We start from the raw sequence: 12,908 nt of genomic DNA on the forward strand, positions 1-12,908 counted from the left end.
TGGACATTGTGCCGACCCGCGGTCCAGTCCGCATAGGGGTCTGGCCCGGCAAGTGGATCAGGCGGGGGCGGTGCCCGACCCGCCTGTTCCGGCCAGGCCGAACCGAGAGATCGCCGCATCAAGCGCTAGCTTGCCGCCGCCAAACGCCATAAGGGCCAGCGCCATCACCGCCCATGGTAGGTGAAAATTCAGCCAGCCGTCGGGGATGGTGAGTTGAATGATGATAGTCATCAACAATATGCCCAGTCCAGCAAATCGGGTAAACAGTCCCAAAATCAGCAATACCGGCAGCACAACTTCGCCCACCCCGGCCAGGAACGCCATGGTCAACGGGAAGGGGTATGCATATGCCTGCCCAAAGATGTGTAAACTGAACTCTTGCTCAAACAGGTAGCGCGCGCCGCCCGAGAGGTTCAGAAACCCGTCCCACTTGGTCATGCCTGAGCGCCAGAACGGTATGGCAAGTGCAATGCGCAGGCCGAGTAAAGCCACTGAATGGGGAAAGCTGCCAACCATGCGGTCCGCGCTCAAATAGGCCCGTGCCGGCGCCTGCAAGAAACTGGTCATGACGCTCAATCCTCTGTCGCTATGCTGGCAAATGCGCCCAGTGTGGTCAGACCAACCAGGGCCCGGCCAAAATCGAAATCCGAATATTCATCGAGCACGGTTTGCACTGCCAAACCGATGGCCTCGCCCGCGAGCAATTTGGCAGCGAATATGCCGTCAGCATCGGGAATGACAGTAACCTGCACATCAGCGACCGGACGCGTGATCAGCACCTGTTCGCCGCTTTTGCCAATGGTAACCCCGGTGCGCTGGTGCGACGACCAGATAGCGCCCACTGGATAGCGTGAGGACATCATCGTTGTGGCCGGGTGCGGTATCAGTGTCGCGGTCAACATTGCCTCGCCCGCCAGCACCCCAAACCCAGCCACCGTAAGCGCCTTGATGTCGGCGGCATTGTAGGCCTTGGACCAGGCAACTTCGAGCCGGGCTATATCGGTGAGATAGGGCACAGCCTCGCGCAGGCTCGAACGCTGCGACAAAGGCGGGAAATTCATTGCCATAATGCATCATCAAGGGCGTTGTGGGCTTGTGCTCGCCAACATAAAGCCGCGCCATAGCGGTAAAAAACTCGTCTCCCACCAATTGGACACAGACCGGAAAGCGCGCCGCGAGCACCCCGACAAGACTGACATGCACATTGTTGCGATAGACCGCAAAGCGCAGCGGATCGACGTCGCCACGATGGGAAACGACGCCGTCGGGCACCGCCAGCGCTGGATTGAGAACGGCGGCAGCAAAACTGGCCTGGCGGCTTGATGTGTTCATGAGGCGACTCGCCGCGCCTCGGTTTGATGGATTGCGGCAATAGCCTCATCCACTAGACGCGCCTCGTCGGCCAGAACGGTAAAACCGGGCACATTATTGTCCCACTCAACCAGGGTTGGCAGCGGTCCGGTGCGGGTCAATGTATGCTGATAGAGCGCAAAGACGTCGGGGCTGACCCGCGAGGCATGGGCGTCGATCAGCAACCGATCCCCCTCCGTGTCGACCGCTTCGTCGTAGCCGGCGAGATGAATTTCTCCGACCTTGTCGACCGGGAATCGGTCAATATAGCTGATCGGATCAAGCTGATGATTGACCGACGACACCATGACATTGTTGACGTCGAGCAATAGCCCGCATCCCGTCTGCTCCGAAATGGCGGCCAGAAACTCAACCTCTTCAATGGTGCTTTCTTCAAACAGCACATAGGTCGACGGGTTTTCAAGCAGCATGCGCCGACCCAGCGCCTGCTGGACCTCATCGACATGCGCCACAACATTGTCCAGCGTCGCCTTGGTGTAGGGCAGCGGCAGCAAATCGTTCAAAAAACTCTCGTCATGGCTGGACCATGCCAGATGTTCAGAAAAGGACTGCGGCTTATAGCGCTCAACCAGCAAACGCAATCGCGCCAGATGGTCCTTGTCCAGTGGCTTGGCGCCACCAATGGACAATCCCACGCCGTGTAGCGACAGCGCATAGCGGCTAACGATTTCGCTTAGATATCTGTGCGGCGGTCCGCCATCGCCCATATAATTTTCGGCGTGAACCTCAAAGAACCCGATATCGGGCTGCGATTCAAGGATCTCGGCATAATGTTCGGGCTTGAGGCCGAGACCCGCCCTCGGCGGCAGTTGCGTGCTATCCATTTCAACTCACCCGCTAGGCATCAAGATCGGGAGTCCAATGACTTGGACCCCCGAGACTTTGGAGGTCACGATCAGACGTTTGGCAGGTCGCGGTCAAGGGCTTCGAGTGAACCCTTGCGGTCGCCTTCAATCGAAATGCTGGTGCATGTACCGGCGGGAACGGCCTTCCATGCATTACCCTGATAGTCGATGACAGAAGTACCCGCGCATGTGGTGCCGGGACCGGCGGCACAATCATTCTGGCCAGCCAGCGAAATACCATAGCAGTGCTCGCCTTCGGCAGCGACGGCCTGGGTAACAGAGGCGCCGGCAACGGCGGTAAACAAGGACGCGGCAAGTGCTATAGTGGACATGCGGTTCATGAGAATCTCCTTTTCACGGCGGAACCTTTTCCCTTCCGTGAAATGAAGTTCGCTGCCGGGACAAAATCGTTACGAGAAATCTCTTCACAGGACCGTGATCAACGCCGCGTGGCCACCCCGGATGTCGGTTAGAGAAGCCCCAGCAGCGCAAGGGCACCAAGGCCAAGCGCCATAAGCATCAGGATGGACAAGGTGCCACTCAACAGTACACGTCCATTGGCATGCATCATGGAACGCATATCAACCGATAGACCCAGCGCACCCATCGCAGCAGTGGTCAGTACCGAGGACACCACGCCTACCACCGAAGCGACGTGAGCCGGAATGAGGCCGGTGCTGCGCAGCACCATGAGGCACAAAAAACCTATAATGAACCATGGCACGATGCGCCCGATCCCGAGTCCGGACACCGCACTGCGCCCGTTCGTCAGTCCCAGCGCCACAATTACCGGCCCCAGCATGAGCACCCGTATCAGCTTGGCCAATGTCCCAACCTGGATGGCGAGCAGCCCAACCGGCGCTGTTGCCGCTATGACCTGTGGTACGGCATAAACCGTCATGCCCGCCAAAATCCCATAGGAGCGCTCGGCCAGTCCCAGTCCGGGCACCGCCAGCGGCAACACCAGCACAACGATAATGCCCAAGGCGGCGGTAAAGGTAATCGAGGCCGCGACATCCTCGGCGTTTGCCCTGATGACCGGCGCCGCCGCCATGATTGCCGAGTTGCCGCAAATGGAATTACCGCATGCGACCAGCACCGCCAATTGATGTGGCAGCCCCAGCGTGCGCCCGATCCCGTAACTCAACGCCAGGGCAATAAAGACCACGCCGATAATTGCGCCCGTCAGTTGGGGCCCAAATTCCCCCAGTGCCCTGACGCTGAACGAGGCACCCAGCAGCATGACCCCTATTTCAAGCACCGTTTTGCTCGAAAACTGAACCCCGGCGTCAAAGATCGGATGCAGGCCCCAAATAGTCCGCGCGAGCGTTCCCAGAACCAGCGCCAACACCAGCGATTCAAACCAGGCTTGGCCCGCAAGGTGCCATTGCAACTGCTCAATTCCCCATGCGAACGCTGTTAGCGCAAAGGTCAATAATAGGCCGGGGAATAAACGATAAATCTTGGACATGAGCCAACTCGGATCGGGGTTCAATCTGAAACTGTCATGCTCGTCTGTATACTTCCATCGAATAATATTCTACGTTTCGTTCGATAAAATCGAATAAAATGCCATGACCCTTGAACAACTTGAAATCTTTGTTGTCGTCGCCGAGCGCGAACATCTGACCAATGCCGCCCACGCCATTGGCTTGACGCCCTCGGCGGTCAGCGCCTCGATCAAGGCACTGGAATCATTTCACGATGTGCATCTGTTTGACCGCGTCGGCCGACATATCGAACTCAGCCCCACCGGTCGCGCCTTTCTGCCGGAGGCCAAAGCCATACTGGCCCGCACCCGCAGCGCTGAACTTGTCTTGAGCGAATTGGGCCAATTGCATCGCGGCACGCTGGAAATTCACGCCAGCCAGACTATCGCCAGCTATTGGCTGCCCTCACGACTCATGCAGTTTCGTCAGGCCTTTCCAGGCATCGATGTTCGCTTGCATGTCGGCAACACCGAAACTGTGGCACAGGCTGTGTTGGATGGGCTGGCCGAAATCGGCTTCGCCGAAGGCAAGATCGACAATCCTGCCCTTGCCACCGAGATCATTGATCAGGACATCATGGTGATTGTCGTGCGCCCCGACCATCCGCTGGCCAATGCCACCGACATCACCGCATCCACGCTTGCGACGCAAACCCAATGGATCGCCCGTGAACCGGGATCGGGCACCCGCGCCGCGCTCGATCAGGCACTGCGCGACAAGGGCTGCGACCCCGCCAAACTGCAGCGCGCCCTTGTCCTGCCCTCCAACGAAGCGGTATTGGCAGCAGTCTCGTCAAGCGATTGTGCCGCTGCCGTATCCCTGTCCGCCGCCGCCAATCTGGTCCGCCAGGGTTCCCTCCGCCTTGTCGATTTCGCCCTGCCACCGCGCGCTTTCCATTCGGTGCGTCATAAGCAACGCCGCCATGGCGAGGCTGTTCGCCAGCTTCAGGCGATTTGCGCCGGTACTTTTGATCCGACAACCCCGACCGGACTGTAGCGGCAGCGATATTCAAACTCACGGCCTTTGGCGTCTGGACAATGCCCACGTCGCTGCGCCATGGTCGCCGCGTTAAATATCAGAGTGATGATCATGCCCGTATCTGCCCAAACCCTTGACACCGTTCTTGCCCAGGTCGACTCCGATCTCGACCAAAGCCTTGAGCGCCTGTTTTCGCTGCTGCGAATCAAATCCATATCCACCGATCCCGCCTTTGCAGCCGAGTGCAAACGCGCCGCGGACTGGCTCGCCAGCGATTTGCAATCATTGGGCTTTGCAGCGAGCGCCCGTCCAACCCCGGGTCACCCGGTCGTGGTCGCGCACCAGCACGATGCCACCGGTCCTCATGTCCTGTTTTATGGCCACTATGACGTCCAACCCGTCGATCCAATCAATCTATGGCATTCCGACCCGTTTGAGCCCCAACTCAAAGACGGCGCCAACGGCAAGATCATCGTTGGGCGCGGCACCTCCGACGACAAAGGTCAGTTGATGACATTCCTTGAAGCCTGTCGTGCCTGGAAGGAGGCTACCGGCACCCTGCCGGTCAAGGTTTCGATGATGCTTGAAGGCGAGGAGGAAAGCGGCGGCAAGAATTTACCCCCTTTCATGCGCGCCAATGCCGATGAGACTCAGGGCCGATATTGCCCTGGTCTGCGACACCGATATGTGGGACCCCAACACCCCCTCGATCACGACCATGTTGCGTGGTCTGGTCGGCGAAGAGGTCGAAATCACCTGCGCCAACAAGGATTTGCACTCGGGTATGTTCGGCAATGCTGCCCGCAACCCCATTCAAGTGCTGGCCAATATCATCGCCGACCTGCGCCGCCCCGACGGCAGTGTTACCCTTGAAGGGTTTTATGATGACGTGGCCGAGGTGCCCGACACGGTCAAGGCCGGTTGGCAGGGTCTGGGTTTTGACGACAAGGCGTTTCTCAACGGTGCCGGCCTGTCGATCGCGGCGGGCGAGCAGGACCGCAGCGTTCTCGAACAAATCTGGGCACGCCCGACCTGCGAGATCAATGGTATTACCGGCGGCTATACTGGCGACGGCTTCAAAACTGTCATCCCGGCCAAGGCCAGCGCCAAGATTTCCTTCCGACTGGTCTCGGGCATGGACCCTGACAAGATACGCGCCGCCTTCCGCCAGCATGTGCGTGATCGCCTGCCCAAGGATTGCACCGTCAAATTTTCAGAGCACGGCGGCGCGCCCGCCATTACCGTGCCCAGCGACGGCATATTCCTTACAAAAGCGCTGGCGGCCCTGACCGACGAATGGACCAATCCGGCGGCCATTACCGGCTCCGGGGGCTCCATTCCGGTGGCAGGAGAATTCAAGAAAATTCTCGACATGGACACATTGCTGATCGGCTTCGCCCATGTTGACGATGCCATCCACAGTCCCAACGAAAAATACGATCTGGCCAGTTATCACGGCGGCATCGAGATCTTGGGTGCGCATTCTCGCAAGTTTTGCCGACTAGACCAGGATCAGGGCGATCATCGCGGTGACGGCAGGCACGGTCTGGATAAACAATATCCGGCGTCCAACGGTTGCCGCCCCGAAAAGACCTGCCACTGCTACACAGGCCAGAAAGAACAGCTGGATCTGCCAGCCGAACCCAAAGTCTGGCTGCAGCAGTCCCCAAACCAGTCCAGCGGCCAGAAAGCCGTTGTAAAGCCCCTGATTGGCGGCCATCGCCTTGCTCGATTGCGCAAATTCAAGCGTAGTACCAAAGGCCTTGCGGGTCCGCGAGCGCGTCCACCAGAACATTTCCAGCGCTAGAATATAAAGATGCAACAGCGCAATTGCCGCTACTAGAATTTGAGTAATAATCAGCATGGTGAAACCTCGATTCGGCCAATTCGTCCAGATCGGTTCACGCCGCCGACTGAACCCTAAAGCGGTTGGCCGCCGATAGCTTGCACCGCCCGTGCACCCGCCGCAATCCCGGCTTCAAGCGCCACCGCGTGGGTCGCGCCCCCAAGCACAGCTGACAAAAGTCCTGCCGCAAAGGCATCACCTGCGCCGGTGCTATCGACCACCTGCACGCTTGGCGCAGGCAGTGTCAGGGCAACGCCATCGCGTCCGCCCAACGCCGCCCCCGACCGTCCACGTTTGATGACGACATTGTCAAAACGCCCACCCAGCACACGCATCTGCTTGTCCAGCCGCGATGAGCCAGTCAGTATTTTGGCTTCATCCTGATTGGCCAACAACCATGCTGAACCCTGGGTCCAATCCAGAAAACTCTTGACGCCGACCTCTTTGAGAAACCCCACCGACGCCGCATCAACGGCAATGGCTATATTTCGGGCGCGCGCCGCGGCGAACAAACCGCGGACCGCAGACCGTGGTCCCGGCTCGAACAGGCTATAGCCCGAAACCAGCACCAGACTGACATCATCGAGCAAACTGTCAGGCAAATCCGCTGCACAAAGATTAAGGTTGGCGCCTCTGTCGGTCAAAAAACTCCGCTCGCCGTCCGGATCAACGATGGTGACCAGAACGCCCGAGGGCAACTGATCGTCCGTGGCCAGTACCGCCACGACACCCAGGCCCCGAAAATAATTCTCATACCCCATCCGGTCAGCCGCGCCGACACGGGCCGCAAAAATGACGTCGGCATCGACGGCGCCAAGCCATGCTGCCTGATTGGCGCCCGAACCGCCTGGTCGGTTACGCACTTTGGCGCGCCGGTCCGAGCCTTTGACCATCGGACCCTCGGGCATGACGATGATGTCGGTCATCACGTCGCCCACAACCAATATTCGAGCGCTCATACGCGCAAAACGCTCGGCTTGGTCGCCATCTTTGCCGCCAGCGCAACGGCGATCTTGGCGCCCAGCATGGCATTGTTCTCGACCAGTGCAATATTGGACTGGAGCGATTTGCCCTTGGTCAATTCAAAAATGCGATTGAGCAGGAACGGCGTCAGCGCCTTGCGGCTGACCCCCTGTCGCTCGGCATCGGCCAGCGCCTCCCCAATCCGCGCTTCGATCTCACCCGCGTCGAGAGCATCGGCCTCCGGTATCGGGTTTGCTACCAAAACCCCGCCCATGCCCAGATCGATCTGCAAAGCGATGACCCTGGCGATATCCTCGGCGCTATCGAAACGGTGATCAACCTTATACCCGCTCTGGCGGGCCCAGAAGGCAGGAAAATCGTCACTTTGATAGCCAAGAACCGGCACGCCCTTGGATTCAAGCACTTCCAGGGTCTTGGCGATATCCAGAATCGATTTGGCGCCCGCGCAGACCACGGCAACAGGCGTACGGGAAAATTCTTCGAGGTCGGCGGAAATGTCAAAACTGTCCTCGGCGCCGCGATGAACACCCCCGATGCCCCCTGTCGCAAAGACGCGAATGCCTGCCAGACCCGCTATCTGCATAGTCGTGGCCACGGTGGTGCCGGCGAGCCCGCCCTGTACCAGCAAGGCGCTGACATCGCGCCGTGACGCCTTGGCAGCCTTTCCCCCTTCCAGCGCCAGCCGTTCCAGATCATCACCCGCAACACCCACGACAAATCGCCCGTCCATGATGGCTATCGTGGCCGGTACGGCGCCATGCTTACGCACGATTGCTTCAACTTTTTTTGCCATTTCCAGATTTTGCGGATAGGGCATGCCATGGGTGATGATGGTGGATTCAAGCGCCACCACGGGCTTGCCCTCGCCCAACGCCTTTTTGACATCTGCGGAGATCGAGAGATACGGCTTGGCGCTCATCAGGGGCGCTCCTTGACTGGAGATTATGGCTCAAGTACGAGCCAAACGTGACCGGTTTTGCGCCATTGGCCTGTTTGTGGTCAAGCCCTTTGCAATCATGTCGCACTATCTCTTGTCGCCCCTACAATTTCCCACTAGTTTGGCGCCCGTGAACATCTAGCAGGGTATACTTCACTGGAAAAAGCAATTGCGGACCGCGCCCGCCGGGCAGGTCGTTCAGAGCCCGAGATCGGGCCACACATCAATATTGTTTTTGCGGTAGCCAGTCAGCTGCGGGCAATATTGCCGCTGCTATCCCCGCCTTCCAGTGGAAGATTTTTTCCGTCCCCCCTCACCACCAGATTTGATGGCATCGCTTTGTCGCGACGCCGCAATATTCCCCTATAAACTCAACAGGAGCTCATTTGATGAACAAGTCGCTCATCCTGGCGCTTGGCGCATTTCTGATTGCTGGTCCCGCGCTGGCCCAGGAAGAAGCCGTGGTCAACGTCTATAACTGGTCCGATTATATCGCCGAAGACACCGTCGCAAAGTTCGAAGAGACCACAGGCATCAAGGTCAATTATGACGTCTTTGACAGCAACGAACTGGTCGAAGCCAAGCTGCTTGCGGGCAATTCTGGCTATGACGTTGTGGTCCCATCCGGCTTTTTCCTGGAGCGACAGGTTGCCGCCGGCCTGTTCCAGAAGCTGGATAAATCCAAGTTGCCGAACCTGGCCAACATGGACCCCCAGATCATGAAGGACACAGCCGTTCATGATCCAGACAATGCCCATTCGGTCGATTATATGTGGGGTACGACGGGCCTCGGCTATAATGTGGCAAAACTCAAGGAAGCGCTGGGACCGGATCAACCGCTCAACACCTGGGACATTCTCTATAAGCCCGAACTGGTCTCCAAGCTGGCTGATTGCGGCGTGACCCTTCTTGACGCGCCGGTTGAAATGGTGGCGTCGGCGCTCAATTACCTCGGCCTCGACCCTCTCTCGGAAAACCCAGAGGATCTGGCCAAGGCCGAAGAACTGCTGACATCGATCCGCCCCTATGTGCGCTACTATAATTCGTCCCAATATATCGACGATCTGGCCAATGGCGAAGTTTGCCTGTCGGTTGGCTATTCGGGCGATGTGTTCATAGCCCGCGATGCCGCCGCCGAGGCCGACCAGGGCATTGACGTTGAATATGTCATCCCCAAGGAAGGTGCCCTCAAATGGTTCGACCTGCTGGCCATTCCCGCCGATGCGCCCCATCCCGACAATGCGCACAAATTCATCAATTTCGTGCTCGACGCCAAGATCGCTGCCGACATCACCAATTATGTGTTTTATGCCAGCGGCAACAAGGCAGCGCTTGACTATGTATCGGACGACATCAAGAACGACCCGGCCATCTATCCCGACGCTGAAACCTCGGCCAAGCTGTTCCCGATGAAATCGCACACGCCCGATTATGATGAACTGCTGACTCGCACCTGGACCCGGATCAAGACCGGCCAGTAACCGAACCGGGGGCGGTTAGCGCCGCCCCCCTTATTGCCTCCATTTCGAGTATGCAATGCCCAAACAGCCACTGATCGCCGCCGATGCACGGCCTTGGCGCGACGCGACGGCCAAGCCGTTTGTCCGCATCAACAATGTTACCAAGAAATTTGCTGATGTCGCGGCGGTTTCCGACGTGTCATTGGAGATCTATCAGGGCGAACTGTTCTGCCTGCTGGGCGGGTCCGGTTCGGGAAAATCGACGCTTTTGCGCATGTTGGCGGGCTTTGAAACGCCAACGGCGGGCACCATCGAGATCGATGGTCAGGACATGACAGCCGTGCCCCCCTATAGCCGTCCGGTCAACATGATGTTCCAGTCCTATGCGCTATTTCCGCACATGAACGTCGAACAGAATATCGCCTATGGGCTAAAACGCGAGAACATCGCAGCAACAGAAGTGGGCCAACGCGTTAACGAACTGTTAGCATTGGTGAAGCTTGCCGAGTACGGAAAGCGAAAACCCCACCAACTTTCCGGCGGTCAGCGCCAACGCGTCGCTCTGGCACGTGCGCTCGCCAAACGACCCAAACTGTTGCTGCTCGATGAGCCGCTGGGGGCGCTCGACAAGAAACTGCGTGAGGAGACACAGTTCGAACTGGTCAAGATTCAGGAAACGCTGGGCGTGACCTTTATCGTGGTCACGCACGATCAGGAAGAAGCTATGTCGTTGGCCACGCGCATCGGCGTGATGAACCAAGGCGAAATTGCTCAGATCGGCGAGCCGACCGACATTTATGAATTTCCCAATTCCCGTTTCGTCGCCAATTTCATCGGCTCGGCCAATATGTTCGAGGGCGTCGTAACCGAGGATGAATCTGATCATATCACCATCAGCTCGGCAGAGGCGGGATGCGATATTTACGTCGACCATGGCGTTGATTGTGCGCCCGAACAACGCCTGTGGTGGGCTATACGCCCGGAAAAAATCGTGCTGTCGCGTCAACGGCCAGATGGCGCAACCAACGTAACGCGCGGATTGGTAGACGATATCGGCTATCTCGGCGACACCAGCGTTTATCAGATTGTGCTCGACAGCGGTAAGCAGGTGCGCGTGACCAAAGCCAACACGCGGCGCGGCGATCTCGACGCGATCAAATGGGATGAGCGGGTCTATCTCAGTTGGGCCGGCAATGCCGGGTCGGTGCTGACCGCATGAACCAAGCGCCAAAACCGCTGGAACGCCAGGGCCATCGTCCCTGGCAGCGCGCCGAACAGGCACTGCGCCGGATCGGCCTGTCAGGCCGGGCGCTGGTGATCATGGCGCCGGCGATCTGGCTGACAGTATTTTTCCTGATACCGCTGGCCGTGGTCTTCGGCATCTCACTATCGAGCAAACAATTTGGGCGCCCGCCCTATTCGAGCCTTTTGACCTTTGGCGAGGCCGGTACAGTGCAACTGACATTGCACCTGTCCAATTTCGTCAAACTGTTTTCCGACTCCCTTTATGTCAGCGCCTATCTCAATTCGATCAAGATCGCCGCCGTCGCCACAGTGATCGCATTGGCGCTGGGCTATCCGATGGCCTACTTCATCGCCCGCGCCTCGGATCGTTGGCGCAATGTGCTGTTGATGCTGGTCATCCTGCCCTTCTGGACCTCGTTTCTGTTGCGCGTTTATGCACTGACCGGTTTTATGCGCGGCAATGGCGTCATCAACAATTTTCTCGGGCTGTTCGGCATCGATCCGCTGATCATGATGCAGACCGATTTTGCCGTCTATGTCGGTATCGTCTATACCTATCTGCCGTTCATGATCCTGCCGCTCTATACCAATCTGGTCAAACTCGACGAGGCGTTGCTGGAGGCGTCTGCTGACCTTGGCGCCCGCCCCTACCGCACCTTTCTCGCCATCACGCTGCCCCTGTCAGTGCCGGGCATTGTTGCGGGTTCCATGCTGGTATTCATTCCCGCCATTGGCGAGTTTGTCATTCCCTCGCTGCTGGGCGGCCCCGGCACGCTGATGATTGGCCGGGTGTTGTGGGACGAATTTTTCTCCAATACCAACTGGCCGCGCGCCGCTGCCGTGGCTATCGCCATGCTGGTGGTGGTCGTAGTGCCAATCATGCTGATGCAACGCGCCCAAAGTGCCACGGTGGAGCGGTAAATGCGCAAGGGCTGGTTTCTGCCGACCGCGGCAATTTTGGGATTTACGTTCCTTTACGCGCCGATTATTTCGCTGGTTGTGTTCTCGTTTAACGAGAACCGGCTGGTAACAGTCTGGTCCGGCTTTTCACTGAAATGGTATGGTGAACTGTTCGCCGACCCTCAGATATTGGGCGCTGCCGGCCTGTCATTGCAGATCGCCTTTGCCAGCGCCAGCATCGCACTGGTGCTGGGCACGCTGATGGCAATCGCGCTGGTGCGCTTTCGCCGTTTTCGTGGTCGCACCATGCTCGCCGGCATGATATCGGCGCCCCTTGTCATGCCCGACGTTATTACCGGGCTGTCGCTCCTATTGCTGTTCGTGGCCATGGAGTCCCTGTTCGGCTGGCCTGCCGGGCGCGGCACCATGACCATCATCATTGCCCATACAACTTTTTGCATGGCCTATGTGTTTGTGGTGGTGCAATCGCGACTGGTCGACATGGATATCAGCCTCGAAGAAGCCGCCATGGATCTTGGGGCCACCCCGCTTAGGGTCTTTATCGACATCACGCTGCCTATCATCGCCCCGGCGCTGATATCGGGATGGCTCCTCGGATTCACACTGTCGCTGGACGATCTGGTGATCTCCAGCTTTGTCTCCGGCCCCGGCTCATCGACCCTGCCCATGGTGATCTTTTCCAAAATCAAACTGGGCGTTTCACCCGACGTCAATGCGCTGGCCACCATCATCATCGGGCTCGTCGCACTGGGGGTTGGCGTGGCAACAGCGCTGCAATTGCGCGGTCAGCGAAAGCCTTATTCCAGAGTGGGTCGGGCGCAAAAGTGAACG

The 12,908-nt window shown here is 58.3% G+C and carries 13 protein-coding genes and 2 pseudogenes; 6 read left to right on the forward strand and 9 right to left on the reverse strand.

Features of this window, described 5'->3' with window-relative positions; genetic code table 11:
• Window positions 1-57: 57 nt before the first annotated feature.
• The 6 genes and pseudogenes from PSQ19_RS11945 to PSQ19_RS11970 form a co-directional block, all read right to left on the reverse strand.
• Window positions 58-567: a DoxX family protein gene (locus tag PSQ19_RS11945; RefSeq protein ID WP_282217919.1), complete on the reverse strand. Its 510-nt coding sequence runs from the start codon at window positions 565-567 to the stop codon at window positions 58-60.
• A 5-nt stretch (window positions 568-572) separates the two neighbouring features.
• The gene (locus tag PSQ19_RS11950) at window positions 573-1,061 is read right to left on the reverse strand and encodes a hypothetical protein (protein WP_282220776.1); all 489 of its coding nucleotides are present in this window, start codon (window positions 1,059-1,061) and stop codon (window positions 573-575) included.
• 40 nt (window positions 1,062-1,101) lie between these two features.
• Window positions 1,102-1,332 (reverse strand): annotated as a pseudogene (locus tag PSQ19_RS11955) (HvfC/BufC N-terminal domain-containing protein); the annotation flags it as partial.
• Complete coding sequence (gene bufB, locus PSQ19_RS11960; protein ID WP_282217920.1) at window positions 1,329-2,195, reverse strand: MNIO family bufferin maturase; 867 nt, start codon at window positions 2,193-2,195, stop codon at window positions 1,329-1,331. The gene bufB and the pseudogene PSQ19_RS11955, both read right to left, overlap by 4 nt.
• A 71-nt stretch (window positions 2,196-2,266) precedes the next feature.
• Complete coding sequence (locus tag PSQ19_RS11965; RefSeq protein ID WP_282217921.1) at window positions 2,267-2,557, reverse strand: BufA1 family periplasmic bufferin-type metallophore; 291 nt, start codon at window positions 2,555-2,557, stop codon at window positions 2,267-2,269.
• 128 nt (window positions 2,558-2,685) lie between these two features.
• On the reverse strand, window positions 2,686-3,687 hold the full coding sequence (locus PSQ19_RS11970) for a YeiH family protein (RefSeq protein WP_282217922.1): 1,002 nt from the start codon (window positions 3,685-3,687) through the stop codon (window positions 2,686-2,688).
• 103 nt (window positions 3,688-3,790) lie between these two features.
• Here PSQ19_RS11970 and PSQ19_RS11975 point away from each other — a divergent pair, with 103 nt between their 5' ends.
• Both PSQ19_RS11975 and PSQ19_RS11980 read left to right on the forward strand, forming a co-directional pair.
• A complete protein-coding gene (locus PSQ19_RS11975; protein WP_282217923.1) occupies window positions 3,791-4,702 on the forward strand; it encodes a LysR family transcriptional regulator in 912 nt (303 codons plus the stop codon).
• Window positions 4,703-4,795: 93 nt separating this feature from the next.
• A pseudogene (locus tag PSQ19_RS11980) lies at window positions 4,796-6,189 on the forward strand (M20/M25/M40 family metallo-hydrolase).
• Here the strand turns inward: PSQ19_RS11980 and PSQ19_RS11985 are convergent.
• From PSQ19_RS11985 to PSQ19_RS11995, 3 genes are all read right to left on the reverse strand, one after another.
• Window positions 6,186-6,542: a DUF1304 domain-containing protein gene (locus PSQ19_RS11985; protein ID WP_282220690.1), complete on the reverse strand. Its 357-nt coding sequence runs from the start codon at window positions 6,540-6,542 to the stop codon at window positions 6,186-6,188. The pseudogene PSQ19_RS11980 and the gene PSQ19_RS11985 sit on opposite strands and share 4 nt — an antisense overlap.
• Before the next feature lie 62 nt (window positions 6,543-6,604).
• Window positions 6,605-7,489, reverse strand: coding sequence for a carbohydrate kinase family protein (locus PSQ19_RS11990; RefSeq protein WP_282217924.1), 885 nt, complete (start codon window positions 7,487-7,489; stop codon window positions 6,605-6,607).
• The gene (locus PSQ19_RS11995) at window positions 7,486-8,433 is read right to left on the reverse strand and encodes a pseudouridine-5'-phosphate glycosidase (RefSeq protein ID WP_282217925.1); all 948 of its coding nucleotides are present in this window, start codon (window positions 8,431-8,433) and stop codon (window positions 7,486-7,488) included. The genes PSQ19_RS11990 and PSQ19_RS11995 overlap by 4 nt, the downstream gene beginning before the upstream one ends.
• Window positions 8,434-8,840: 407 nt before the next feature.
• Here PSQ19_RS11995 and PSQ19_RS12000 point away from each other — a divergent pair, with 407 nt between their 5' ends.
• From PSQ19_RS12000 to PSQ19_RS12015, 4 genes are read left to right on the forward strand one after another with little or no spacing between them, the layout of a single operon-like run.
• Complete coding sequence (locus tag PSQ19_RS12000; protein ID WP_282217926.1) at window positions 8,841-9,932, forward strand: polyamine ABC transporter substrate-binding protein; 1,092 nt, start codon at window positions 8,841-8,843, stop codon at window positions 9,930-9,932.
• Between the two features lie 55 nt (window positions 9,933-9,987).
• Window positions 9,988-11,130, forward strand: a complete 1,143-nt coding sequence (locus PSQ19_RS12005) for an ABC transporter ATP-binding protein (protein WP_282217927.1) — start codon at window positions 9,988-9,990, stop codon at window positions 11,128-11,130.
• Window positions 11,127-12,077 (forward strand): ABC transporter permease subunit, encoded by a 951-nt coding sequence (locus tag PSQ19_RS12010; RefSeq protein ID WP_282217928.1) that lies wholly within the window; start codon window positions 11,127-11,129, stop codon window positions 12,075-12,077. The genes PSQ19_RS12005 and PSQ19_RS12010 overlap by 4 nt, the downstream gene beginning before the upstream one ends.
• Window positions 12,078-12,905, forward strand: a complete 828-nt coding sequence (locus PSQ19_RS12015) for an ABC transporter permease subunit (RefSeq protein WP_282217929.1) — start codon at window positions 12,078-12,080, stop codon at window positions 12,903-12,905.
• The last annotated feature ends 3 nt before the right edge of the window (window positions 12,906-12,908 follow it).

It is taken from the genome of Devosia algicola (assembly GCF_028816455.1).
Lineage (GTDB): Bacteria > Pseudomonadota > Alphaproteobacteria > Rhizobiales > Devosiaceae > Devosia > Devosia algicola.

Coding starts and splice junctions, on each gene's coding strand:
- PSQ19_RS11945 (WP_282217919.1), bottom strand. CDS start 567: ATGACCAGTTTCTTGCAGGCGCCGGCACGGGCCTATTTGAGCGCGGAC.
- PSQ19_RS12010 (WP_282217928.1), top strand. CDS start 11,127: ATGAACCAAGCGCCAAAACCGCTGGAACGCCAGGGCCATCGTCCCTGG.
- PSQ19_RS11995 (WP_282217925.1), bottom strand. CDS start 8,433: ATGAGCGCCAAGCCGTATCTCTCGATCTCCGCAGATGTCAAAAAGGCG.
- PSQ19_RS11975 (WP_282217923.1), top strand. CDS start 3,791: ATGACCCTTGAACAACTTGAAATCTTTGTTGTCGTCGCCGAGCGCGAA.
- PSQ19_RS11990 (WP_282217924.1), bottom strand. CDS start 7,489: ATGAGCGCTCGAATATTGGTTGTGGGCGACGTGATGACCGACATCATC.
- PSQ19_RS11970 (WP_282217922.1), bottom strand. CDS start 3,687: ATGTCCAAGATTTATCGTTTATTCCCCGGCCTATTATTGACCTTTGCG.
- PSQ19_RS12005 (WP_282217927.1), top strand. CDS start 9,988: ATGCCCAAACAGCCACTGATCGCCGCCGATGCACGGCCTTGGCGCGAC.
- bufB (WP_282217920.1), bottom strand. CDS start 2,195: ATGGATAGCACGCAACTGCCGCCGAGGGCGGGTCTCGGCCTCAAGCCC.
- PSQ19_RS11950 (WP_282220776.1), bottom strand. CDS start 1,061: ATGAATTTCCCGCCTTTGTCGCAGCGTTCGAGCCTGCGCGAGGCTGTG.
- PSQ19_RS12000 (WP_282217926.1), top strand. CDS start 8,841: ATGAACAAGTCGCTCATCCTGGCGCTTGGCGCATTTCTGATTGCTGGT.
- PSQ19_RS12015 (WP_282217929.1), top strand. CDS start 12,078: ATGCGCAAGGGCTGGTTTCTGCCGACCGCGGCAATTTTGGGATTTACG.
- PSQ19_RS11965 (WP_282217921.1), bottom strand. CDS start 2,557: ATGAACCGCATGTCCACTATAGCACTTGCCGCGTCCTTGTTTACCGCC.